Here is a 23,576-nt window from a genome sequence, read left to right on the forward strand (position 1 = left end):
TTTGATGACAGCAAAAGCCGCATAAGCAACGAATATGATGACGGTCAGAGCCGACAACTGCCGGCTCATTGTTGATTGATGCAGACTTACTGACATTGACGATCGTTAATGCTTACCATCTGATCGTTATATTGGTTCAATGGTTTGTCGATTTCTTTAGGGTGGCTGAGAAGGTCGGCGAGGGCACTACGTAGCGCATAGTTACCTTCCATTGACTCTCCTTGACGAAAAGCAAACACGTCTTTCGCCAGTGACGACGGCGGCAGTGAGCTTTGCGACAGGGTTTTAACATCTTCTTGCGAGAGCATTAGCCATGATTCAACCGGCGCATCGAGATTGAGCTTGGCGCTGTCATTATTTAAATAATAGTCAAAAGCTTGTGCGTTCAGATTAAAGTGGTTGGTGCGGCCGCGTAAAAACCAGTCGGCTACCTCATCCAAAGAGGCGTCTTTTTCAACGGTCATCTCCACTAATGCTTGATACCAGTTAATTGATGCATCAACGTAGTCATGATATTTGGCTGAATAACAGTCTGCGTTTTCTACCGGTGCCGCGTGTGACATCATCGGCAACAAGGCTGCGACCAGTGCAAGGGCATAGCGTTTCATAGCATTTTCCTAATCGTTATCGTGTTTGCGCTTAATAATTATACGCACTAACCATGCGAGGTGCGCAAACAGTGAGGTTTGGGCATCATTATTATGATAAAACGCCCACATTGTAGAACGACCTACCGACAAAGTTAAATAACACATTGATATAAAAAGCCCTGTAGCAGAAAAGCTGTGAAGCTGCCCTCAGTTAGTCGTTGCCCTCAGTGACGAAAGTAAAAAAGATCGGCTTAGCGCACTAATGATAACCAGCAGGATGCAAATTCAGCGAAGCCCAGCCCACCTGGTGCCTCTGTGATCCAGGTGGGTGGGGTATCGAGTGCAGCAAGGTGGGGGGCAATATTGGCGACGCCAACACTGAGCGGAAAGTAGGCAAACATGTCGTTATCGTTGCGTGAGTCACCAATAAAGGCAACCTGTTGAGGGGCGGTCTTTTCTGTGACACCGTAACGCAAAAGCCAATCCAGCGTCGCTTGTTGTTTATTATGGGTACCCAACCATGCGTTAATATGAATAGAGCTAGCCGTTGCTTTGGCACCATATGCGTGGAGTGCCTCAAGCAATGCATCGACTTCGGATTGTGGCGCACGTTGGGTATGCTGACCAATATCAATGGCCACTTCACAGTGGCGGTAGGCTTGATCGGCGCTGAGGGTACGATTTGGATACTGCTCGAGTAAGTGATCAATCCAATCGCGCAGCCCCGGTTGTGCTTGCTTGGCGGTGTAGCTGATTTTTGTCTGTCGTCGGCCATTTTCATGCCACATCACCACGCCACCATTTTCACCGATGACCGCATCGACAGGCCAAGCGTTAATGATGTGATCACACCAACCTGCACAGGCCCCTGTCACGGGTACTACACGGATCCCCGCGTCACGCAACTCGGTTAATGCCTTCAGTGTTTGCCACGGAAGTGCCCCTTGCCACGTCAAGGTGTCATCAACATCGGTAAACAGCCACTGAACATCGCGCCAGCGTTCGGCGTGTTGATGTATCGATGACAAAGGCAAACACTGAATTGGCATGACGCTATGCTCCTAAAGTATGCTCCTAAAGATTAAATCGCCACAACCCGCTCATCGCTAAGCGCTTTCACATCAAGCGTCAGCCGTTTACCGCTTTCAGCCGCAAAGACATGCAAATTATGCGGATCAATTGCTAACGGTAGCTGATCGCCCTCCATCACTTTACTATGGCCTTCTAAGCGCAAGGTGATCAGACTATCCGTGTCCGCGATGTGACCATAGACCAACAAATCGGCCCCTAACGCCTCCGTTAAGGTCACCGATAGCGTAAATTGCGCCTGGTCGTTAGGGACGATTTTTAAATGTTCAGGCCGTAGCCCAACACACACTGATGATGCGGTTGTGCCCTCGCAATAAGCCAGTGCGTGATGACCGATGGATAGGGTGTGGTTGTGGATTTGTCCGTCGACGATGTTCATCGCCGGAGAGCCAATAAAGGTGGCAACAAAGAGGCTGGCAGGCGCATCATAGACCTCCAGCGGTGTACCAATTTGCTCGACGTTGCCGCCATTTAACACCACTAACCGGTCGGCAAGCGTCATCGCCTCAACCTGATCGTGGGTGACATAGACCGCTGTCGTCTTGAGTTTTCGTTGCAGGCTTTTTATTTCTAAACGCATCTGAACACGTAGCTTAGCATCCAGGTTGGATAAGGGTTCATCAAACAAGAACACCTTGGGACGACGAACAATTGCACGGCCCATTGCCACGCGCTGACGTTGGCCACCAGACAGTTGATTGGGGCGTCTATCTAGCAAGTGATCAAGCTCCAACATGGTCGCGACTTCGTTGACTAATGTTTCAATCTCCGCTTTTGGGGTGCCGCGATTTCTCAATCCGTAAGCCATGTTATTAAACACACTCATGTGCGGGTAAAGCGCATAATTTTGAAACACCATCGCGATATCACGCTCACCCGGCTCCAGATCATTTACTCGCTTGTTGTCGATAATTAAGTCGCCATCCGAGATAGCCTCCAGGCCCGCAATCATGCGCAGTAATGTGGATTTACCACAGCCACTTGGGCCGACCAAGACAATCATCTCGCCATCTTGTACGGCCAAGTCGACACCATGAATAGCTTTGAACCCATTCGGATAGGTTTTTTGAAGTTGATCGAGGGTTACCGTTGCCATTTACTTCTCCGTCTCCACTAAGCCTTTAACAAATAGTTTTTGCATGCCCAAAACCACCAATACAGGCGGTAGCATTGCCATTAATGTAGTTGCCATGACGCGGTTCCATTCCACTTCACCGTCGCCAACAGACAACATGCGCTGAATACTCATCACGATGGTGTAATACTCGTCATCCGTGGTGATCAGAATGGGCCATAAATACTGGTTCCACCCATAGATAAAAGTGATCACAAACAGCGCGGCAATATTGGTGCGCGATAAGGGTAATAAAATATCTTTAAAAAATTTAAACGGACCTGCACCGTCCATGCGGGCGGCTTCCAGCATTTCCCCCGGCACGGTCATAAAGAACTGCCGGAATAAAAAGGTCGCGGTGGCGCTGGCGATCAGTGGAATCGTTAGGCCCGACATGGAATTCAACATATTGAGGTCGGCAATGACCTGGAATGTCGGCATAATACGTACTTCAACGGGAAGCATTAAGGTCATAAAAATGATCCAAAATGCCAGCATGCGGCCAGGAAAACGGAAATAGACCACCGCATAGGCCGACAAAATTGAAATAACCAGTTTGCCGATGGATATGCCCATCGCCATTAAAAATGAATTCCATAACATGCCTGCTACGGTGATATTTAACTCACGCGATGTCCCTTCGGTGAGTACTTCTGTAAACACAGATAAGCCTTTGTCACCAAACCATAATGGGGTAACACCACTCACAAACGCGCTGCTATCATGAGTGGCGGCGGTGAGCGCAAGCCACACGGGCAACGCAACAGAGGCCACACCCAGAATCAACACCAGATGCGAGAACACAGTAAGCCAAGGGCGACGTTCAACCATTAGTAGGCCACCTTCTTTTCAACATATTTAAACTGAATCACGGTTAATGCACCGACCAAGATCATCAGCACCACCGACTGGGCCGCGGATGAGCCCATATCGAGCCCAACAAAACCATCGGCGTAAACTTTATAAACCAGCGTGGTTGTCGATTGACCTGGCCCGCCTTGGGTCATGGCGTGAATAACGCCGAACGTTTCGAAGAAGGCGTATACCAAGTTAACAACCAAGAGAAAGAATGACGTGGGTGACAGCAGCGGAAAAATAATGGTCACAAACCGTTTCCCCGGTCCAGCCCCGTCAATCGCGGCCGCTTCAATCAATGATCGTGGGATCGACTGTAATCCTGCAAGAAAGAACAAAAAGTTATAGCTGATCTGCTTCCAGGTGGCGGCAATAATGACCATGGTCATGGCATCCCCAGAATGAATAAAGGGATTCCAATCGAGCCCAATGGCTTCAAGCGCATGGGCCAGTACACCCACGGTGGGGTTGAACATAAATAGCCAGAGCACCCCAGCGATAGCGGGAGCAACCGCATAAGGCCAAACCAATAAGGTTTTATAACCCGTCGCGCCTTTGATCACACGATCTGCCATCACCGCGAGCACTAATGCCGAGAGAAGAGCAATAGCGGCGACTGAAAAACTAAAAAACAGCGTAGTGAAAAAGCTACTGTAATAGCTTGTATCACCAATGAGCGCGATAAAATTGTCAGCACCGACGAACTCGGTACTGAGTCCAAAAGGATCTTCAAGTAGCATCGACTGCCAGACCGCTTGTGCTGCTGGCCAAATAAAGAAAACAAACGTAATGAGCAGTTGCGGTGCGAGTAATAAAATGGGAAACGCACTGTGGTTAAATGTGGGTTTATTGGACATAGACTTTCTCAATAAAAAGAGCGGGCTCAGCGCACCGCTCCATAATACAAGGCGTAATTATTTGTTTGCTTTAGCAAACTTAGCGAGCAATCCGTTCGCACGTTCAACGGCCTCATCCAACGCTTCTTGCGCTGACTTATCGCCCGACCAGACAGTTTCAAGCTCTTCGTTGATCACATCGCGAATTTGCACGAAGTTACCCAAACGAATACCTTTCGATGCAGGGGTGGGCTCCACTTCTGTCATCTGATTAATCGCGACATCTGTCCCCGGGTTCTTAGCGTAAAAGCCTTGCTTTTTACTTAGCTCATACGCACCGTGAGTGATCGGCAGATAGCCAGTAAATTGGTGCCAATCAGCTTGGATCTCTGGTTTTGATAAGAACGAGAAGAACTGAGCAACGCCCTTGTACTCTTCTGATTCATGACCTTGCAGAACCCAAAGCGTGGCGCCGCCAATAATCGTATTTCTTGGCTGCTCAACGGCTTTATCCCAGTAAGGCAGCTTGGCAACACCAAACTCAAAGTCTTTCACGCTCTCACGCACGCCCGCATAGGACGCTGAAGTGTTCATATACATGGCACACTCGCCACTATAAAAAAGTGGTGCACTGTCAGAGCGACGGCCGCCATACTCAAAGATCCCAGCTTGTTGCCAGTCTGCCATTTTGGCAATGTGATCAACGAAAGGTGATTGGTTAATCAGCATTTCGTTATCCACACTGCTAAAGCCGTTATCATTAGTGGCAATCGGGGTATTATGACGTGCGCCGAGGTTTTCGATTTGTACCCAAGACTGCCAGCCGGTGGTGAAGCCACACTGGGTGCCATTGGCGAGAAGCTTTTCGGATACTTGCTCGACCTCTTCCCAAGTCTTAGGTGGTGTCACCCCCGCTTTGGCGAACAAATCTTTGTTGTAATAAAGCACCGGTGTTGAGCTGTTAAACGGCATAGACAACATGTTGCCATTTTCGTCTGAGTAGTAGCCGGTCACAGAAGAGAGATAATCAGACTGGTCGAACGGTACTTTGGCGTCTTGCATTAACTCATACACTGGGTAAATGGCGCCTTTTGCCGACATCATGGTCGCCGTGCCTACCTCAAACACTTGCACGATATGAGGTTGTTTGTTGGCGCGGAAGGCAGAGACCGCCCCCGTCATGGTTTCGGTATAGTTGCCCTTATAAACGGGCTTCACTGTGTAGTCGTCCTGACTGGCATTGAACTTCTCGGCCATTTCATTCACTTTTTCACCGAGATTTCCGCCCATTGCGTGCCACCATTCAATTTCGGTTGCAGCGTTGGCGGAAAACGAGGCCAACAACAAGGCCGAAGAAAGCGCGGTTAAGCGTTGGGTTTTCATGCGTCACTCCTTTTGAGGATGGGGTAATGTTCATCTGGCAACTTAATGAACAAAAATGAACATAATATGAACCTCACCGAAAAGGGAGATGACAATTGTATGACTTTTGACCTCGATCTCGTTGGTCGTGAAAAAAATGTTAATTAAAGCGTGTTTTATCAATGAAAAGCATGAAATAAAAGGTAGTAGCAATGTAACAAATCTGTCACCTTTAACGGGGGGAAATGAAGTCCTGGTTGGCTTACAATAGATTTATTTAAGATAAAGAGATGTTCATATGAAAACCGAGCCCGAGAAGTCAGTTTTATCATCTACTCCGGTATCACCTCAGAAATTATGTGGTCACCGGGGCGTCGCCGCTCAAGCGCCTGAAAATACTTTAGCGTCGATCGCCCGCGTGCGTGAACTCGGCTTAAGTTGGGTGGAAGTGGATGTGCAATTAACTCAAGACGGCATTCCTGTAGTCTTTCATGATCAAACGTTATCCCGGTGCACGAATGGGAAAGGGGCGTTGAAAGACACCGCCTTAGTCGATTTACAGCAATTGGATGCGGGAAGCCACTTTTCAGCTGACTTTGCTCAACAACGAGTGCCGACATTAGCGGCCGTATTGGCACAAGTTCATCACGATGATCTGCACCTTAACCTTGAGATAAAAACCTATGCCGATACCGATATTGCTGCATTATGCGACGCGGTATTTGATTGTTTATCGACAAGCCCTGTGAATGAGCGGCAGGTCTTAATCTCGTCTTTTTCTTTGGATGCGTTGCGGCATTGTCGCGATCAAAAACCGAGCCTCGCCCGGGCGATTTTATGGGAAACCATCCCTGACAATTGGCATGAGTTTCGCGATTTAGCCACACTTAGCATTCACTGTAACTATCGCCACCTCACCCAAGAGAAAGCAAAATCCGTTAAAGATTCAGGTTTAGCATTGAAGTGTTACACCCCTAACGATCCGCACGCCGTGGTACCTTTATGGGAGTGGGGCGTGGACATGATGATCACCGACGCCCCTGAGCGTTATTTATCGATAAGTTGATATCGACAAATTGAAAAATAAGGAGGGAGTGTTGGTGACTAACGATTTGGGATTAAACTGGCGACAGCGAGATATTCTCAGCCAATTAGCCGATGTCGAACATTTAGAAACTGACCACTTGGCCGCGCATTTTTCCGTGACTACGCAGACTATCCGTCGCGATATTAATCAGCTTTGTGCGTTGGGACTCGCCCGTCGTCATCATGGTGGGATCAATATGCCCTCCGCACAGGCAAACAGTGACTATCAGCGTCGGCTTGAACGCCATCGTGGGATTAAAACTGCGATTGCGCAGGCTGTTGCCGAGCGTATTCCTGACGGGGCCACCGTGATGTTGGGCATTGGCACGACCGTCTCGGCGATTGCCGAACAGCTACTCACCCGACGTGATCTTCGGGTGATAACCAACAACGTACAAATCGCCCACATTCTCGGCGCTAATTCTGACCTAGAAATTTGGCTGGCCGGCGGAAAGTTACGGGCCAACGATCAAGATATGGTGGGCCATTCGGTGATTCAGTTTTTATCCCGCTTTCAAGCCGATATTGCCATTATTGGTTGTGCGGCGGTGAGTGAAGAAGGGTGGGCCTGCGAGTTTTCCCCGGATGAAGCCGATGTCAGTGACACCATGTTGGAAGCCGCTACTGCGCGTTGGCTGGTGGCTGATGGTTCAAAATGGCAGCGCAGTGCGCCGGTGAAAGTGAAAACGCTCAAGCAATTTGACTATGTGTTCACCGATCATACTGAGCTTGCCAGTGACATTGCCTTTGTTCCTTGTGCGTCTTAATCATGGCGAGTTAGACCGCAAGGTGTGATCATGCTTGCGCCGATAAGATCGCCCGATAGAGTGCTTCTGCGGCCTCACGCGGGGTTTGCTTCGGGTCGTAGAAAAACTCGTCAATCACATCAAAAATGGCACTTTGCACATAGCGTGTGGTCGACAGTCCATGTGACATACTCGGACTTAAGGTGCCGTGTTCTTGCGCATAAAGAAACGCATCGCGCGATGCGTGGGCGCAATGATCATCCTCAGGCAATGGCACATCAAATCGAATCGGCAAAGAGCCTTTATAACGATTAAAATCGCGTTGAAATTGCGGTGTCAATAAATACGACGCTATAGCCGCCTGGCTTTGCCGCTCGTTTTCATTGTTGGGTTTAAAAAACACAAAGCTGTCGACGTTATAGCTAAACGCGTGTTTAGTGCCAGGGACGGCAACACAGGTAAACGCCTTGCCTTCTTGCTGATTAGCTGCAAAAAATTCACCTTTCGCCCAATCTCCCATTACTTGCATGCCTGCTTGATTATTAATCAGCAGCTGCGTGGTATCGCTCCAGTTTCGGCCTTGACCCTTGTCATCGACATATTTGCGCATTTTGGCGAGTAAATGGAACGCTTCAATGACGCCGTCACTCAGTAATGCGTTGCGTTCGAAATTAAGAAACGCCCGCTGATAAAGTTGTGGTCCCATGACGGACAGGGCCAAGCTGTCAAACAGCGTCGCCACTTGCCAGGGCTCTCCGCCCAGGGCAAGGGGAACATAGCCTGCCTGCTTAAGTTTATCTGCCGCAGTAAAAAAGCTATCAAAGTCGGTCGGGATATCAGCATCCGCGGCCTCAAACGCACGTAAGTTAATCCATAGCCAATTTACTCGGTGGATATTAATGGGCGCGGCGACGTAATTGCCTTGATACTGCATCACATCTCGAAGTGGCGCAGGGATCTTGGCTTCCCACTGCTCGGCATCAGCAATATTATTAAGATTACGCAAAAAACCGAGTCTCGCCCACTCCGTGATCTCTGGGCCTTTGATTTGTGCGGCCAAAGGTGGATTGCCACTAATCGCACGAATTCTCAGTGTATTCATCGCACTGATCCCAGCGCGACCTCCTACCGCAAAATCTTGCCATTGATAGCCTTGTCGCTCCATGCCCTGACGTAATACCGAGGCGGCTTTGGCCTCTCCGGCTGAGGTCCACCAGTGAAGCACTTCAACCTTGCTTGCAGCGGCGCTAACGCTGTAGGCTAACAAACTGTACGCAAGCAGCGCACCCGATAAAAATCGTGTTGTTCGACGCATTATTCTTCTACCCGCGGGAAACTGATATCAACTTGTAATCCACCCTCACGATGATTACTGAGCACCATATCACCACCATGGGCATGAATGATATCTCTGGCGATCCCAAGGCCTAAGCCCGAGCCGTCACTGTCATCATGCAAGCGCACATAGGGATCGAACACTGACGTGAGTGCTTCTTCTGGAATACCAGGGCCTTCATCGATCAAGGTGATATCTAAGGTGTGCGTCGCGTCCATCACATAAATGGTTACTTTTTCGCCATACTTAACCCCGTTATCAATTAAATTGGATAGGCAACGTTTAAACGCGAGCGGTTTACAGGTAAATGGCGGCACGGCATCGCTTTCAATCTGCACCCGCATTCTGGTTTGGTTGTGGGGTTCAACAATCATCGCTAAAAAGTCGATCACATCAATCGCGGCCATATTCTCGTGAATATCGGTATCACGCACGGTTTGAACCGCGCCTTTCACCATCATTTCAAGATCGTCCAAGTCTTTATTTAATTTTGCCGTTTGTACCTCATCGTCGATCAGCTCCGCGCGCAGGCGTAACCGCGTAATAGGGGTTTTTAAATCATGCGACATCGAGCGAAAAAGGGTTTCCCGCTCGCGTAGATGGCGTTGTAAGCGTCGCTGCATCCGGTTGAAAGCTCGGGTCACAATCGCAATTTCAGCCGCGCCTTCTTCTTTAAGCGGGGGTTGCTCAATGTCAGTACTGAATAAATTAGCGGCCTTTGCTAATCGCTTTAGCGGCCGAGCTTGTTGACGAATTAAGATGTAGGTAAAAAATAGCAGCAAAGCGGTAATGACCACGATAAAGACCACTTGATCGGCGGTGATCAGCGTATCGTCGAGAGTCACATAGGGCGCAGGAAGTAGGGCAGCGATATAAACCCATTCACCGGTTTTAAGCTCCATTTGCACCACCAGAATAGGTGGATTGAGTGGCTCTAAGCTTAAGGTGTGATGTGCCCAAGACTTGGGTAAATCTTGCAACAAAATATCGTTATTCAGCACCCGCAATGTTTCAGGGCGAGAAAAATCAACCTCGATGGTGTTTAACGCCGGTAGTTGTTGATGAAGAATGCCTGATACGGTATCGATAGCAACCTGTTTGGCTTGCGTGTCTTCGATCGGCGTGATGTGAATTTTTTCTTTATTGAATGAAACAAAAAACCGCGTGCCACCCATATTACGCAACTGATTCAATGCGACATGACGATACGCCACGGGTAAAGACTGAAAAAAGGTGGTGGTCGATGCAAACATGTTGGCTAAACTCGCCGATGCGGATTCTAATCCCTCTAGCTGGGTTCGCTTCGACTGAGTATACCAGATTGATGTCGCAATCCCTTGTGCCAACACCACCGATAGTAGCGTTAACAGCAGTGTTCTGGAAAGCAGAGAGCGTGGGATCAGTTTTTCGAGCCATTCATGATTCATACTGGATCTCGGCAACAAACATATAACCTGCACCACGTACCGTTTTAATTAGGTTCGCTTTACTGGTATCGCGTAAGCGTTGACGCAGACGGCTGACTTGAACATCAATACCACGCTCTTGCGCTTGGGCATCTCGCCCGCGTGTTGCCTGACTAATGGCGTTACGATCCAATAGCTGGTGCGGGTGATCGATAAAGAGCATGAGCAGTGCATAGTCAGAGGCAGACAGCTCGATTTCCATCCCAGTGACAACATGATGCAGCTGCTGCGTAGCTGGCTCAAGACGCCACTGACCAAAGCGGATTGCTTTTGGGCGTGATAAAGTTGTTTCTTGTAACTGTTGAGTACGGCGCAGTAACGCGCGAATACGTGCAATCAGTTGGCGAGGGCTAAAGGGTTTTGCAATGTAATCATCCGCGCCCAATTCAAGCCCGACAATTTGATCCGTCTCGTCCGACACCGCCGTGAGCATAATGATGGGGACACCCGAGTCTTTGCGGATACGTTTACATAAGGTAAAGCCGTCATCACCCGGAAGCATGACGTCTAAAAGAATTAAGTCGGGATACTGCACGGCCAGCTTAGATTGCATCTCATGACCATTTTGCGCGGTGACTACGTCATAACCGGCTTTCGCCAGATAAGCCTGAAGAAGTTCACGAATCTCAACATCGTCATCCACCACCAAGATGCGTTTGGCTGAAGCCATAGTGCTTTTGTCCTCGTTGCTATTTTGATCGGTCCATTATCGGTGCTTTGTGGCTAAGATGCTAGAAACAACCCCGCAGTTTGTGTAATTAATCAGCGACTAATAAAAAGCCCCCAAGCGATATCGAGCTTGAGGGCTGTTAGGCGTGTTTGTGTTGTCAAAACAGCGCCTACTTGCAGCAGGCGCTTCACATATTTTATTCACTATTACTTTGCATCGCTTTACGAATACACAGAGCGGCACCGCCCCATGTTACCGCTAAACCGATAAGCATCATTACGATTGCACCTGTTGTCATGCGTCTGTCTCCATGTCACGAGCGGGTGTGGTTGTGCTGTTAACAATAATGCCAACAACCAGCATGGCTGCCACCAAGCCCCAACCGAGGGTTAATAGCTCGAACTGCGCATAGCCACCATAGCCGTCGTTAAAGGTATCAATCAGGTTTTTCACCAAGATCACGGCCAGCATAATCGGGCTGATAAAGCGGATACAAATTTCCATCCACTGTCCCACATTAAATTCAGATACGCGATTCACGTATTGACGGATGTCAGACAGTTTCACTAGCCAGCCTACGACAATTAGTTCAAGCAAGCAGCTGGTTAACAATGCAACGTTGTTGACAAAGTAGTCGACTAAGTCAAGCAGCAACAAGCCACCGTTGGTAGCAAACGCCATTGAGACCACAAAGCCCACACCACAAACCGCGATTGCCGCTTTTTGACGTGTGACATTCAACTTATCCATGATCGATGATGTAACCGCCTCGATGATCGAGATATGCGAGCTTAAGCCTGCCACCACCAGCGCTAAGAAGAACAAGGGACCCAAAATATAAGGGATAGGCAACAGATTAATTGCGGCTGGCAAAGTGACAAAGGCCAAGCCGACACCACCGCTGACGACGTCAGTGATGCCCTTACTCTGTTCGGCGGCCATGTAGCCGAGAATAGAGAAGATCAACACACCCGCGACAATCGAAAAGCCGCAGTTAATCAACACCGTCATTAAGGCGTTATTATTCACATCCGATTTCTCAGGTAAATAGCTTGAGTAAGCGAGCATGATGGCAAAGCCGACAGAGAGAGTGAAGAAAATTTGCCCGTAAGCCGCGGACCAAACACTGGCATCTGTCAGTTTGCTAAAGTCTGGCGAAAACAAGTAGTTAAGCCCATCAAGCGCGCCCGGTAACATCACCACACGGCCAATTAGCAGCAGCACCATGATAAACAACAGTGGCATCATGATTTTGCTCGCCTTTTCGATCCCGCCTTTTACGCCACGGAATACGGCAGCAAACGTGATTGCCCACGCAATGATCATCGGAATCGCAATATGCCATTGCCAATCACCCAAGTTAGTGGGCGAGTTTTCACCCAGCTTTAGGTAATCTGAAAAGAAGAAGGCGTTGGTATCTGTGCCCCAATCTTGTCCAAATGAGAAGCCAAAGTACGAAATGGCCCAACCAATGACCGCGACATAGTAGATCCCAATCGTTGCCGCAATCAAGACTTGGAACCAACCGAGCCACTCAAACTTGGTGTTGAGTTTTGAGAAAACCACGGGCGATGAGCCACGTAATTTTTTCCCTAAACCAAACTCCATGATCATAAATGGAATACCGGCAGTGAGCATGGCGAAAAGGTAAGGGATAAAAAAGGCACCGCCACCGTTCTCATACGCCATATAGGGGAATCGCCAAATATTCCCTAGGCCGACTGCTGACCCAACGGCAGCGAGGATAAACCCAGCCCGTGAGCCCCATTGTTCTCTTTGCATATCTACTTACTCCTTTGCGAATTGCCCTTCTTGCGCTTATCCAAGCCCGCAGTGTTGTGATGCTGCGTTTTTTGGCCGATATGAAAGAAATAGCACATTCCCGCAATATTGATTTTTAACGTCCTGTTGCCCGAATGTTGATTTTTTTATCTAAAGCGGGCAGTCATTGCACATTAAGCACAGCAAGAGACTAAATCAATAGCCTTAAAACCAACAAGTTAGCAAAAAGATGGGGGTTAACCTGCAATAATGACGCTTTGACAGTTGTTGATGATAAAATTTTGTTGTTCTCTAGTGAAAAGAACTATCTTTTTTGTCAATAGGTGGTGATTCATGGTTATTTGGTGGTGCATGTTAATTGACGAAAAAAACAGCATTAACAAGCGCTTTTATTGTGCCACAGCGTGATGAAACATGATCCTGATAGCAGAATTGCAGCCCATAAAGGCGCACACTTAAGCAGGTTTTATACTGTTGGTGAGCTAATTAGCGAACCAGCTAACCCGGTAACAAAATTAAAAACGTAAACAGTAAGGATTCAGGCGATGAACACCACATTGGGCTACGCGTTAATCACCGCAGGTTGTGCGCTAGGCATGATATTTACCTTCGCTGCGGTGGCAGTGATGGGGTAAAAGTGAACAATGTAGATAAGTGTCAGGTTAGATGCTTACTGAAACACGCTCACTCATCCTTAACGGGGTAAGCGCTAGCGCAGCGTTATACGACGCGTTAGACTATGCGGCATCGTTCAATAAAAACAGATGCATAACGTGAGTGTGCTCGTAAGGGGCGAGTGTGGTAGACAGCAAGCAAGCCGTACAACCTAAGATGTTTGCGGCCGATACGCAGGCTATCGGTTTAAATAAGAGCCAGCCTTCGCGACCGCAAAGAATTTCCTTGGTCCTGCAAGGAGGTGGGCAGCGCGGTATTTTTACGGCGGGTGTCATCGACGCATTTTTGACTCGCCACTTTGATCCGTTCGAGCACTATTATGGTACGTCCGCTGGGGCGCTCAATATGAGCGCGTATGTCTGCCAACAATACCAATATGGCTACCGATTTATTACCCAGCTGACGACCCAAGAACGCTTCTTCCACTTAATGAAGTATGTGCGGCGTCAGCATCATATGGATCTTGATTGGGCACTAGAGACCGCGCTACCCGGAAAAGAGACGGCATTGGATATGGAGACGGCACGTCGTCACCTGCAAAATCGATATGCTTATGCGTGTGCAACCGATGTCGATATCTTGAAACCTGCCTTTTTCTCGCTATCAGAAGATAATTGGCCTGATGCGCTTAAGGCAACCTGTGCCATTCCACTGTTGTATCCACACCCGGTTAATATCAACGAACATCGGTACGTCGATGGTGGCGTAACTGCTGCAATCCCCGTAAAAGAAGCGTTTGCGCGCGGCGCGGATATCATTGTGGTGATCCGTACAGAGCCTGATGTAGAACAGGAAAAACGCGTCGATGATAGCGGTCGCTTTCTTGAAACACTGCGAGCACGATTTGAAACCCACAAACCCCAATTTAAAATCGCGGATTACCTCACTAACTTTGAAGAAAAATATCGACTAGCGCGGTTTGAAACCTTTCAAAAAGAGCTGAGTAAGCAGTTAGGAGAGTTATCGGAACGCTATAAGTCGAGCCGAGAGCAGTGGGTCAGTCGAGTGAAAGACAGTATGAGAGAGAAGGCGATGCAAAATGGCGGACGCTGGCTGTTCGGTGGTGACACCATTTATCGGCTACAATCGCTATCGGGTAAGCCACTCAGTACCGACATGCTGAAAATGTTCACCACCCACTATCAAAGCTATCAAAGTGAGCTACAGTTTTTGGCCAACCCACCTGCGCGTGCGCAAGTGCTACAAATTGCGCCGAATGAGCCGCTGCAAAGCAGTGCGTTGTTGAGCAAATCTGAAGCCTTGGAGGCGGATTATCAATTGGGCCTAACATTGGGCAATCAGTTTCTAGATCAATATGGCGATGCGCTGGTGGCTTTGTCATCGGTCGATAACTCAGAGTTTGAGTCGACCTCGGCTCCCATGCCGCATCAAGGATAGGTGGATGACGGAATTTGAAAAAATGCAGCGAGGCTTGCCGTACTGTCCTGCCGATGAGGAACTGACGTTGTTTCGTTATGCGGCGCGCCGACTGTGCCAACAATTTAATCGACTGGATCCAGAGGATGCCTCCAGCTTAAATGTGGTCACCACTAAACTGTTTGCGCATATCGGTGACAACGTCGAAATCGATGCGCCCTTCTTTTGTCATTACGGTATGAACATTAGTATCGGCAGTAATGTCAGTGTCGGGCCCAATTGCACGATTCTAGATGGCGCGCATGTCAGCGTTGGCGATAATGTCAGCATTGGCCCGAACGTTGGGATCTATACCACCCGCCATCGCGTATTACCGCTAGATATTGCCTGTGGTGAGTGTGAGTCTTCTCAAGATGTGATTATTGGTAACAACGTCATTATTGAAGGCAATACGGTGATTAAAGCGGGCATTGCAATCGGTGAGGGGGTCGTGATTGAAGCAGGATCTGTCGTGGATACAGACATTGAGCCTTTCTCTATTGTCGCGGGTAATCCTGCCGTTGTGGTGCGCCGGTTACAATAAACACACTCAATATCTGAATATATAATGTTATAACATAACCCTTTTGTGTTATATTATAACATCTTCTCATTGGCATCCGATCGTGGGTGTAGTAATGTTAGCGCCCTGAATCGGGTATCAGCAGTAAGAGATAAACGCATAATGGTTAAAGTTAGGGCCCGAGTGCCGTTGAAAGTCGGGGTGGGAAGCGAGATCCCCGCAGAGATCCTTTCCTTCCATGGATTACAATCCGAACAAGAGCACGTCGCGCTGATCTTTAAGCAGGCCGATCACACGGCTAATCCACCGCTAGTACGTATGCACTCTGAGTGCCTAACCGGCGATGTCTTTCACTCCTCACGCTGTGATTGCGGCGAACAACTAGAAGAAACTATCCATAAAATGGGTGAAGATGGCGGGATTATTTTGTACCTCCGTCAAGAAGGACGAGGAATTGGTCTGTACAATAAGTTAGACGCCTATAAGTTACAAAGCGAAGGCATGACAACTTACGAAGCCAACAATCACCTTGGCTTTGCTGACGATCTGCGAGAGTTTACCGAAGCGGCGCAAATGCTCAAAGCGCTTAATATTGATTGCATCCGCTTAGTGACCAATAACCCGAAAAAAATCGAAGAATTACAAGCCGCAGGTATCACCTTAAAAGAAGTGATTGGCACCAAAGCCCACCTTAAAGATGGTAACCGTAATTATCTGAAAGCCAAGATCGAACACGGCAAGCATCGTCTCAATCTTGAGCAAGACTGAATATTAAGCGTTAACGCCTCGTAATATGTCAAAAAGGCAGTGACAGTGGCTGCCTTTTTTGGTTAGAGTTTCGCTATTATATCAGTCATCACTCAAGGACGWGTTATGCGTGTACCGGCTTGGCGTTATCTCTTTCCCCCTTTACCTCCCGTTGCCATGTTAGCGGCAATTGGCGGCGGGCTTGCATTAACGTATTACTTTCCTTTTGATATTAAGCTAGGCAGCCCCAGCTGGGCGATTGCACCGTTTGTCGTTGCCTTAGGGCTATTGCTGGCGGCAAAATGGGCGTTTCATCGTCATCACACCACTGTCGATCCGCTACAAGCCCCCTCCGCGCTGGTCACTACAGGCATCTACGCTTATAGCCGTAACCCAATGTACTTGGCGATGATATTGATCATTGTTGCCGCCGGGTTCTACTTTAATGCGCTATGGTGCTGGGGGATGATCCCTGCTTTTATGGCTTACTTGTCTGCCACATTTATTCCTGCCGAAGAGTATCGCTTGTTGAGCCAATGGCCCGATGAATTTGAAGCCTACAAAGCACAGGTGCGTCGCTGGATTTAGGATTAGATAAACTAATCTTTAATATAACAAAGAATCGGGGTGGTGACGCTAAACGTCGATTGCTTACCTTGCCTGCAAAGCCTATCATTCGCTCACCGTAAACAAGGTGTTCTCGGAGGTTATGTCCTTAACCTCAATCTTGTTTCGTTTTTCAATGTTTATTTCGCATAATAATTTTTAGGAGTGTTGGTATGTCCTCGGCAATGCCTATGGGCAAGCTATTGCTATTGATCGTGATGTTGGCAGCGGTTGGGCAAATGACCCAAACCATGTATGTACCTTCTATTGGCGTGATGGCGACGGACTTTGCGGTGTCACCGTCACGGTTACAAGCAGTCATGGCCTGTTATTTGATTCCGTACGGATTATCGCAGTTCATTTATGGTGCCGTGTCTGACCGAGTAGGGCGTAAACCCGTGATATTGGCCGGCCTGGTACTATTTTTAGTGGGTACAGGCGTAACCTTACTGGTGAGCTCATTTAACGGTTTTTTGATTGGCAGCGTCGTTCAAGGTGCTGGCATTGGCTGTGGCGGCGCCATGGCGCGTACACTCCCGCGAGACTGTTTTTCTGGTGCTAAACTGCACCGCGCTAATAGCCTTGTCAGTATGGGACTGATTTTCTCTCCCTTACTTGCGCCGCTACTCGGGGGATTTTTAACCGAAGCATTAAACTGGCGCGCGAGCTACTTTTTCTTGCTCCTACTAGGCATTGCCGTGTATGCGATCATGACGCTGCGATTTACCGAAACATTGCCACGTGAGTCACGTCAACCCGGTCACTTTGGTACACGTTACCGCCATGTCATGGGCTCACGTCGCTTTAGAGGCTATCTGCTTTGCCTCGTGACTGTGTTTGCCGGTGTCTCTCTGTTTGAAGCAGCGGCAGGTGTGATTATGTCCGATACCATGGCGTTATCACCGCGTATGATTAGTTTGCTTTTTGTGGTACCACTTCCTGCTTACTTAGTGGGGGCGGGACTATCTAGCCGATTCGCCGACAGCCTGGGCTATTATGCCACGTTGGCACTGGGCAGCGTCCTCGCTCTGATGGGGGCAGGATTGATCACCTTACCTGGCCTAATGGGTGAGGTGTCACTTTATGCATTGATTGGCGGTGGCTGTGTTTACTTTGCCGGAGCAGGCATTCTGTTTCCCGCGGCAAGCACCGGTGCAATTAGCCCGTTCCCTCATCATGCCGGAACCGCCGGCGCGATTTTAGGCGGTACACAAAACCTTTTGGCAGGGGTAGTCACCTTGGTGGCAAGTCAGTTGGGCGTGGCAAGTCAACTCTCTCTGGGGGCAATCATGCTGATACTCGGCACACTCGCGACGATCGGGCTATTCATCAGCTATCACGCAGAAACTCATGGCGATGATCACGCTTCGCTCACCGCGCATTAATCGGTCAGAATATCGTGATTACCCGCAAAACCGACAACAACGGCAGTGAAAGGGCTGCCGTTACGGCTAAGTTTGAATGCGCTTGAGAGCCTCAAGATAAGTGTAAGGACATTAATGCAACTGCTTTCCGTTTCGGTTCCACAGCATATGGCAGAATTTATTATCGATATCGCGGCTAATCAGCATGCGCGCGAATACAGGTTTAAGCACTTCGTCGCCGGCCAGTCCAATTTGCACTTCTGCACACTGAGATAAATCTATATCAGCGCCCACGTGTTCAGGCCAGTCACTGTTAACCTCGACCACAATCGCACCGCCTTCGTCTTCAAACCGAGATTCAAAAAGCAGCAAATCGTCATGCTCCAAGTTGTCGGGGGCCATTTCGGCAAAAATATCAAACGCGGTCTCGATTATATCCTCTAAGTTAAGCAGGTTGTGTTGCGTCATAATTATCTCTCGTTGGGGTGTGCATGGTCGCACTATAACATGCGCAAGGTGGCATCTCAGCTATCAAAAACGCCAAGAGTGGGGCATGGCTCTAGAGATTCGTATGGCACCCCCTAAACCATGCACATAGAACCACTCTGGTGATTATCACAGAGACTGACTAAAATTGAAGCAGAACCGTTGTTAGAGCGTTGATTTGTTAATGCAGATGACCAACAATAGCGCGCCTGTTCAACCGTGTGTAAAAGTCGTGACTCAGTTGCAATCTCGAACCGCGTATTTACCCGAGCCCGATCGGCGTGCGCCATTCCAATCTGAATTTATTCCCGTGATGATCAAAGCGGTGAAACAGCTGCGTGCTCTGCTTGGCAAGCGGCTTCACGGTGTGTATATCAGTGGCGATATTGTCTGGCGCCGTGCGGTCGTCAAAGAAACGGTGTTATCACTGACCGTTGTGTGCCAACAGGCGTTAACGCTTGATCAATCTAATGCGTTAAATACCTTGTTGTGGCGATTGAAAACCAGCCATAGCAAAGTGATCAGTGATTGCCATATCGATATAGTGACAGTGTCACATGTTAGCGATCTGTCGCAAGTCTTCCATTGGGGCTTCTTTTTTAAGCACAGAGCGATTTGCCTGTATGGACAAGATCTCTCTCTTAGTTTTGGCTTGTTCGAAGCCAGTTGGGAAGTGGCAAAAGCCATGAATCCAGACGTATCGGAAAAGCTTGCGCGCGCCAAGCAAAAGGTGACCGCCGCGACAACTTGGAATACCCAGCTCAACGTCGCACAATCGATCGCCGATACTTTAATACGCGCCGCATTTGGGTTAGTTATGCATAAAGAATCACGTTGGAGTGAGTCATTAGAAGAGTGTGCCGACGCATTTATCAAACATTATCCTGCCCAGAAAACCGCAATTGAGCGACTTTTTATACTACTAGAACGCAAACCTGTAAAAAAACGTGCTGTTATGACCCTCCTCAATGACTTTGGTGATTGGTTGATCAAAGAATATGCCCGTATTGACTTTAAAATTGGTTAACAGGCATTGAAGGCAAGTTTGCGCCTTATCGGTTGATTATATTTAGGCTTATTCTGTGAGCTAACCCATCTCATACCCTACAAATGAGTAACAGAATCTGATCTTGGTCAATAAAACGGTGTAACAAACTTTTCACAAAAGAGAGTTTGTTGAACTATGAAACCAGAAAATGGCATGGCGAATCGACTTTTACGATGTATTTATTCAGTATTTATGACTAAATAGTTATTTACATCCTATGTGTGATTCGATAATCTGCATGCCAGTCAGTCACAGTGAGTGAATAATTAATCGCCAAAGTGGTTGGTTTTCGCTGTGAGATAAATAAAAATTCAGGATTCAGACGTATGCAAAAAACTGACACACTCTCCAAGAAGGCACCTTCGACGAGAAATATTCTGATGTTCGCGATCCCATCGCTGCTTGGGTTGCTGTTTTTCATGACACCCATTACTTTCGGCGACAGTGTCACTATCCCTATTGCGGTGATGGCCAGCACTGTGTTGGACTTGTTAGGTAATAGTGCAACCGCGGTCGTCACTGCCTTAGTGGTGTTGAGTGCCGTTGTTTCAGTATTGGTTACCTTGACCAAACCTGCCGTGATCACACGTCATGGCTTCCTTAATGGCTTATTCAACGTAACCCCCATTTGGTTGGCAACTCGTATATTTGGCGCTGTTTTTGTCATCATGGCGTTTTATGGGATCGGTACGCCAGTGATCATGGGCGAAACCACCGGGGCGTTTGTGCTTAATGAATTGCTGCCTACCTTGCTTTCGGTATTCATTTTTGCCGGTTTATTGTTACCACTGCTAACCAGCTTTGGTTTATTGGAGTTGTTGGGCGCGGTGTTCACCAAAGTCATGCGCCCACTGTTTGGTTTGCCGGGGCGCTCGGCCGTTGATTGTGCGGCGTCTTGGTTGGGCGACGGTAGTGTCGGCATTTTGATGACCAGTAAACAGTATGAGCAGGGCTTTTACACCCAGCGAGAAGCGGCGGTTGTCGGCACTACCTTCTCAGCGGTATCGATCAGTTTTAGCTTAGTGGTGATTGCACAAGTTAATTTGATGCATATGTTTACCTGGTTCTATCTCACTGTATGTTTAGCAGGGATTGCGGCGGCAATAGTGGTGCCACGTTTGCCTCCTTTATGCTGGAAAAAAGATGCGTTAATCGATAACTCAGAGCGACAAGGTGACGAGGAAACATTACCAGAAGGGTATTCTACGTTAAGCTATGGCCTGCATTGTGCCCTCAACCGTGCCGAGAAAATCCGCTCGGTGAACAGCGTGCTCAAAGAGGGCGCCCAAAACGCTGTCGACATGGTACTCGGTGTCTTGCCTGTGGTGATGGCAATCGGAACCGCGGCACTGATGGTCGCAGAATATACCGAGGTCTTTAGTATTCTTGGCGCACCTTTTGTACCACTGCTTGAATTGCTGCACATTCCTGATGCGGTGAAGGCGTCCGAGACCATGGTGATCGGTTTTGCTGATATGTTTATCCCGGCTATTCTTGCGGCAGACATTGAAAGCGAAATGACCCGCTTTGTGATTGCAACCGTGTCGGTCACTCAGCTGATTTATATCTCCGAAGTAGGTGCACTCTTGCTCGGCAGTAAGATTCCAGTAAAACTGTGGGAGCTGTTTGTGATCTTTATTTTGCGTACCCTGGTGACGCTTCCCGTTGTTGCAGGTATCGCCCATTTGATTTTCTAACGGATGATAGCGCGCGAGTAAAACACAATGACGTCTCACTCGATGAAGGGTGAGGCGTTTTTTTTAAAAAGGGAGACGGGATGAAAATTGTGACATTGCACGGCTTATACATGCACGGCATCTTTTTGATCCCCCTGTGTGAGCGGCTGGAAAAACAGGGCCATCAGGTGCTGAACCTTTCGTATAACACCTTGAACCCAGACTTCGATGAGATAAACGCTAAAATTGATGCGTTTATTGGCCAAGCGCCCGCCATTCTTATTGGTCACTCAATGGGTGGGCTGATTATTCGACGCTACCTTGAGCGTCAAACCGAGCGCCTCTCGTCGGGCACGATAAACGTTCGTGCGGTGATCACCTTAGGGACTCCGCACCAAGGTGCCCAACTTGCTCGTTTATTTGGTGACCTTGGGTGGGGCGGCTGGTTATTTCAACGTAGTGAGCACCTGTTGATCCCAGATACCGTTACCCCTTGGGTCGACTTGCCACCGTTACACAGCCTCGCCGGAGATTGTCCCTTCGGCCCCGCGGCTATGCTGTTAAAAAAACAAGTCTGTGATGGCACCGTGTTGGTCGAAGAAACAAAAATCGAAGGCATGACTAGCCACGATGTGTACCCGGTTACCCACATTGCCTTACTATTCTCACGCCGGGTGAGCGATAAAGTGAGCGCGATTATTGAGAGCTATCGACCCGCCTGCGAAAAAGCCGGCGAGCCGAGGGACTAAGCGAACGACGTTTTACTGGGTAGATGAATGGGTAACTTGGTAGATAAGTGAGTAGTATCGGATTATCCTCACCATCAATACAAGGGCTCTTCATTGGTTAGCCATTTGGCGACAAAGCTGCCATCAGGATCGTATTGCGCGGCTTGCTTGTCGAGATTAAATCGGCGGCTGCCGCGGGGATCAGCCCCTACACCCGCCAAATATTGCCAATTGCCATAGTTGGCCGCCACATCAAAATCAATCAGCTGCTGCTCAAAATACGCCGCGCCATAACGCCAATCGATCCCAAGCTCGTGAATTAAACAGCTGGCGACTAACTGGCGACTACGGTTAGAGATCCACCCAGTGTGTTTTAACTGACGCATGGCGGCATTCACAATCGGGAAATCGGTACTGCCTTCGCGCCATGCCATAAAGGCTTCAGCATAAAACGTGGTTAGAGGACGTTTATTGGCGATACCTTTAAAGCGGAAAAAGCGCGCACCGTAGTGATACAGCATCCACTGAAAATATTCGCGCCATAACAACTCAAAATACAACCAATAGGTCGATTCATTCTGCTCGACATTGCGCTCATAGCGGTTTAACTCCGCTGCCGCCCAACGTACCGACAAGCAGCCGTTGGCCAGCCAAGCCGATAAACGCGAAGAAAACGCCCACCCATCAAGACCATTACGCGTTTCTTTATAACGCTGGACCCGGTGCGTATCCCATAAGAAATGATTCAATTGGGCGCGGCCGGCAATTTCACCGCCTTGATACGGGGAAATGCGACGGTCGGACAGTGGTGCCGGCTCAGATGTCATGCCAGCCAAGGGCGCCGGTAATGACTCAGGCACCGGCAAGGGTAATCGCGGTTGGATCCCTTTCTTTTCGACCGCTTTACGAAACTGCGTAAACGTTGGCGGGATATCAGGTAAATCAAACGGCAACTGGTGTTGTGTAAACAGCGTATGCGCATCGGACACCACCACCCGCTGCGGAAAGCGGCTGACTAAGGTGTCTACCTGATGGCGCTCACGCGTACCAGGATGGTCGGTGACGCCAATCAGATCAAACTCATGATCCATACAAAGGTTCGCCACCACTTCCAGCGGGTTGCCCGTACGAATAATCAGCTTTTGCCCCATGGCATCTAAGGCGCGGTGCAGCTCCGTTAAGCTTTGCCACAAAAATGCCTCGCGCTGAGGGCCCAAATGCTTGCTTTGAAAATGATCTGCACGTGACCAGCTCGGATCAATCACAAACACACAGGTCAGCGTGTCACAGCTTGAGGCCAAATTAGCGAGCGCAGGATTGTCGTGTATTCGAAGGTCGTGGCGAAACCACATGAGTCCACGTTGCATACCAATCT

The 23,576-nt window shown here is 48.7% G+C and carries 23 protein-coding genes; 10 read left to right on the plus strand and 13 right to left on the minus strand.

Annotated elements, in window-relative coordinates:
* Window positions 1-86 precede the first annotated feature (86 nt).
* The 6 genes from BZG76_RS09535 to ugpB all read right to left on the minus strand — a co-directional run bounded on the left by BZG76_RS09535 (window position 87) and on the right by ugpB (window position 5,867).
* Window positions 87-608, minus strand: a complete 522-nt coding sequence (locus BZG76_RS09535) for a hypothetical protein (protein ID WP_021023736.1) — start codon at window positions 606-608, stop codon at window positions 87-89.
* Between the two features lie 233 nt (window positions 609-841).
* Window positions 842-1,639, minus strand: coding sequence for an HAD family hydrolase (locus tag BZG76_RS09540; RefSeq protein WP_077461147.1), 798 nt, complete (start codon window positions 1,637-1,639; stop codon window positions 842-844).
* Window positions 1,640-1,671: 32 nt separating this feature from the next.
* A complete protein-coding gene (locus BZG76_RS09545; protein ID WP_077461148.1) occupies window positions 1,672-2,775 on the minus strand; it encodes a sn-glycerol-3-phosphate import ATP-binding protein UgpC in 1,104 nt (367 codons plus the stop codon).
* On the minus strand, window positions 2,776-3,624 hold the full coding sequence (gene ugpE, locus BZG76_RS09550) for a sn-glycerol-3-phosphate ABC transporter permease UgpE (RefSeq protein ID WP_077461149.1): 849 nt from the start codon (window positions 3,622-3,624) through the stop codon (window positions 2,776-2,778).
* Window positions 3,624-4,505 carry a sn-glycerol-3-phosphate ABC transporter permease UgpA gene (gene ugpA / locus BZG76_RS09555; RefSeq protein ID WP_077461150.1) on the minus strand — a complete coding sequence of 294 codons (882 nt, stop codon included), beginning with the start codon at window positions 4,503-4,505 and terminating at the stop codon, window positions 3,624-3,626. Before ugpA ends, ugpE begins: the two co-directional genes overlap by 1 nt.
* Before the next feature lie 57 nt (window positions 4,506-4,562).
* On the minus strand, window positions 4,563-5,867 hold the full coding sequence (gene ugpB / locus BZG76_RS09560) for a sn-glycerol-3-phosphate ABC transporter substrate-binding protein UgpB (RefSeq protein ID WP_077461151.1): 1,305 nt from the start codon (window positions 5,865-5,867) through the stop codon (window positions 4,563-4,565).
* A 277-nt stretch (window positions 5,868-6,144) separates the two neighbouring features.
* Here ugpB and BZG76_RS09565 point away from each other — a divergent pair, with 277 nt between their 5' ends.
* Both BZG76_RS09565 and BZG76_RS09570 read left to right on the plus strand, forming a co-directional pair.
* On the plus strand, window positions 6,145-6,912 hold the full coding sequence (locus tag BZG76_RS09565) for a glycerophosphodiester phosphodiesterase family protein (protein ID WP_077461152.1): 768 nt from the start codon (window positions 6,145-6,147) through the stop codon (window positions 6,910-6,912).
* Window positions 6,913-6,958: 46 nt separating this feature from the next.
* A complete protein-coding gene (locus tag BZG76_RS09570) occupies window positions 6,959-7,699 on the plus strand; it encodes a DeoR/GlpR family DNA-binding transcription regulator (RefSeq protein ID WP_077461180.1) in 741 nt (246 codons plus the stop codon).
* A 28-nt stretch (window positions 7,700-7,727) separates the two neighbouring features.
* Here the strand turns inward: BZG76_RS09570 and BZG76_RS09575 are convergent, their stop codons facing one another.
* From BZG76_RS09575 to BZG76_RS09590, 5 genes are all read right to left on the minus strand, one after another.
* Window positions 7,728-8,993: an ABC transporter substrate-binding protein gene (locus BZG76_RS09575; RefSeq protein ID WP_077461153.1), complete on the minus strand. Its 1,266-nt coding sequence runs from the start codon at window positions 8,991-8,993 to the stop codon at window positions 7,728-7,730.
* Window positions 8,993-10,441 (minus strand): ATP-binding protein, encoded by a 1,449-nt coding sequence (locus BZG76_RS09580; protein ID WP_077461154.1) that lies wholly within the window; start codon window positions 10,439-10,441, stop codon window positions 8,993-8,995. The genes BZG76_RS09575 and BZG76_RS09580 overlap by 1 nt, the downstream gene beginning before the upstream one ends.
* Complete coding sequence (locus BZG76_RS09585; protein WP_021023747.1) at window positions 10,431-11,150, minus strand: response regulator; 720 nt, start codon at window positions 11,148-11,150, stop codon at window positions 10,431-10,433. Before BZG76_RS09585 ends, BZG76_RS09580 begins: the two co-directional genes overlap by 11 nt.
* 196 nt (window positions 11,151-11,346) lie before the next feature.
* Entirely contained in the window at window positions 11,347-11,448 is a 102-nt protein-coding gene (locus BZG76_RS15260; RefSeq protein ID WP_021023748.1) for a MetS family NSS transporter small subunit, read from the minus strand.
* Entirely contained in the window at window positions 11,445-12,932 is a 1,488-nt protein-coding gene (locus BZG76_RS09590; RefSeq protein ID WP_077461155.1) for a sodium-dependent transporter, read from the minus strand. The genes BZG76_RS15260 and BZG76_RS09590 overlap by 4 nt, the downstream gene beginning before the upstream one ends.
* Window positions 12,933-13,730: 798 nt before the next feature.
* On the opposite strand from BZG76_RS09590, the gene BZG76_RS09595 reads away from it, so the two are divergent.
* The 5 genes from BZG76_RS09595 (at window position 13,731) to emrD (ending at window position 18,284) form a co-directional block, all read left to right on the plus strand.
* Entirely contained in the window at window positions 13,731-15,005 is a 1,275-nt protein-coding gene (locus BZG76_RS09595) for a patatin-like phospholipase family protein (RefSeq protein WP_241824073.1), read from the plus strand.
* A gap of 4 nt (window positions 15,006-15,009) precedes the next feature.
* Entirely contained in the window at window positions 15,010-15,567 is a 558-nt protein-coding gene (locus tag BZG76_RS09600) for a sugar O-acetyltransferase (RefSeq protein ID WP_077461156.1), read from the plus strand.
* A gap of 141 nt (window positions 15,568-15,708) precedes the next feature.
* Window positions 15,709-16,314, plus strand: a complete 606-nt coding sequence (locus BZG76_RS09605) for a GTP cyclohydrolase II (protein WP_021023753.1) — start codon at window positions 15,709-15,711, stop codon at window positions 16,312-16,314.
* A 105-nt stretch (window positions 16,315-16,419) separates the two neighbouring features.
* The gene (locus tag BZG76_RS09610) at window positions 16,420-16,881 is read left to right on the plus strand and encodes a methyltransferase family protein (protein ID WP_077461157.1); all 462 of its coding nucleotides are present in this window, start codon (window positions 16,420-16,422) and stop codon (window positions 16,879-16,881) included.
* Window positions 16,882-17,072: 191 nt separating this feature from the next.
* Window positions 17,073-18,284, plus strand: a complete 1,212-nt coding sequence (gene emrD / locus BZG76_RS09615; protein ID WP_021023755.1) for a multidrug efflux MFS transporter EmrD — start codon at window positions 17,073-17,075, stop codon at window positions 18,282-18,284.
* Between the two features lie 111 nt (window positions 18,285-18,395).
* On the opposite strand, the gene BZG76_RS09620 is transcribed toward emrD, so the two are convergent.
* Window positions 18,396-18,731 (minus strand): HI1450 family dsDNA-mimic protein, encoded by a 336-nt coding sequence (locus tag BZG76_RS09620; protein ID WP_021024513.1) that lies wholly within the window; start codon window positions 18,729-18,731, stop codon window positions 18,396-18,398.
* Between the two features lie 202 nt (window positions 18,732-18,933).
* Here BZG76_RS09620 and BZG76_RS09625 point away from each other — a divergent pair, with 202 nt between their 5' ends.
* The 3 genes from BZG76_RS09625 (at window position 18,934) to BZG76_RS09635 (ending at window position 22,222) form a co-directional block, all read left to right on the plus strand.
* Window positions 18,934-19,776 (plus strand): hypothetical protein, encoded by an 843-nt coding sequence (locus BZG76_RS09625; protein WP_077461158.1) that lies wholly within the window; start codon window positions 18,934-18,936, stop codon window positions 19,774-19,776.
* Window positions 19,777-20,177: 401 nt separating this feature from the next.
* Window positions 20,178-21,494 (plus strand): YjiH family protein, encoded by a 1,317-nt coding sequence (locus BZG76_RS09630; RefSeq protein WP_077461159.1) that lies wholly within the window; start codon window positions 20,178-20,180, stop codon window positions 21,492-21,494.
* Between the two features lie 80 nt (window positions 21,495-21,574).
* Window positions 21,575-22,222: an esterase/lipase family protein gene (locus BZG76_RS09635; protein ID WP_077461160.1), complete on the plus strand. Its 648-nt coding sequence runs from the start codon at window positions 21,575-21,577 to the stop codon at window positions 22,220-22,222.
* 74 nt (window positions 22,223-22,296) lie between these two features.
* Here the strand turns inward: BZG76_RS09635 and BZG76_RS09640 are convergent, their stop codons facing one another.
* Window positions 22,297-23,568, minus strand: coding sequence for a DASH family cryptochrome (locus BZG76_RS09640; protein WP_077461161.1), 1,272 nt, complete (start codon window positions 23,566-23,568; stop codon window positions 22,297-22,299).
* Window positions 23,569-23,576 lie beyond the last annotated feature (8 nt).

The organism is Salinivibrio sp. AR647 (assembly GCF_001995415.1).
GTDB classification, from domain to species: Bacteria; Pseudomonadota; Gammaproteobacteria; order Enterobacterales; family Vibrionaceae; genus Salinivibrio; species Salinivibrio costicola.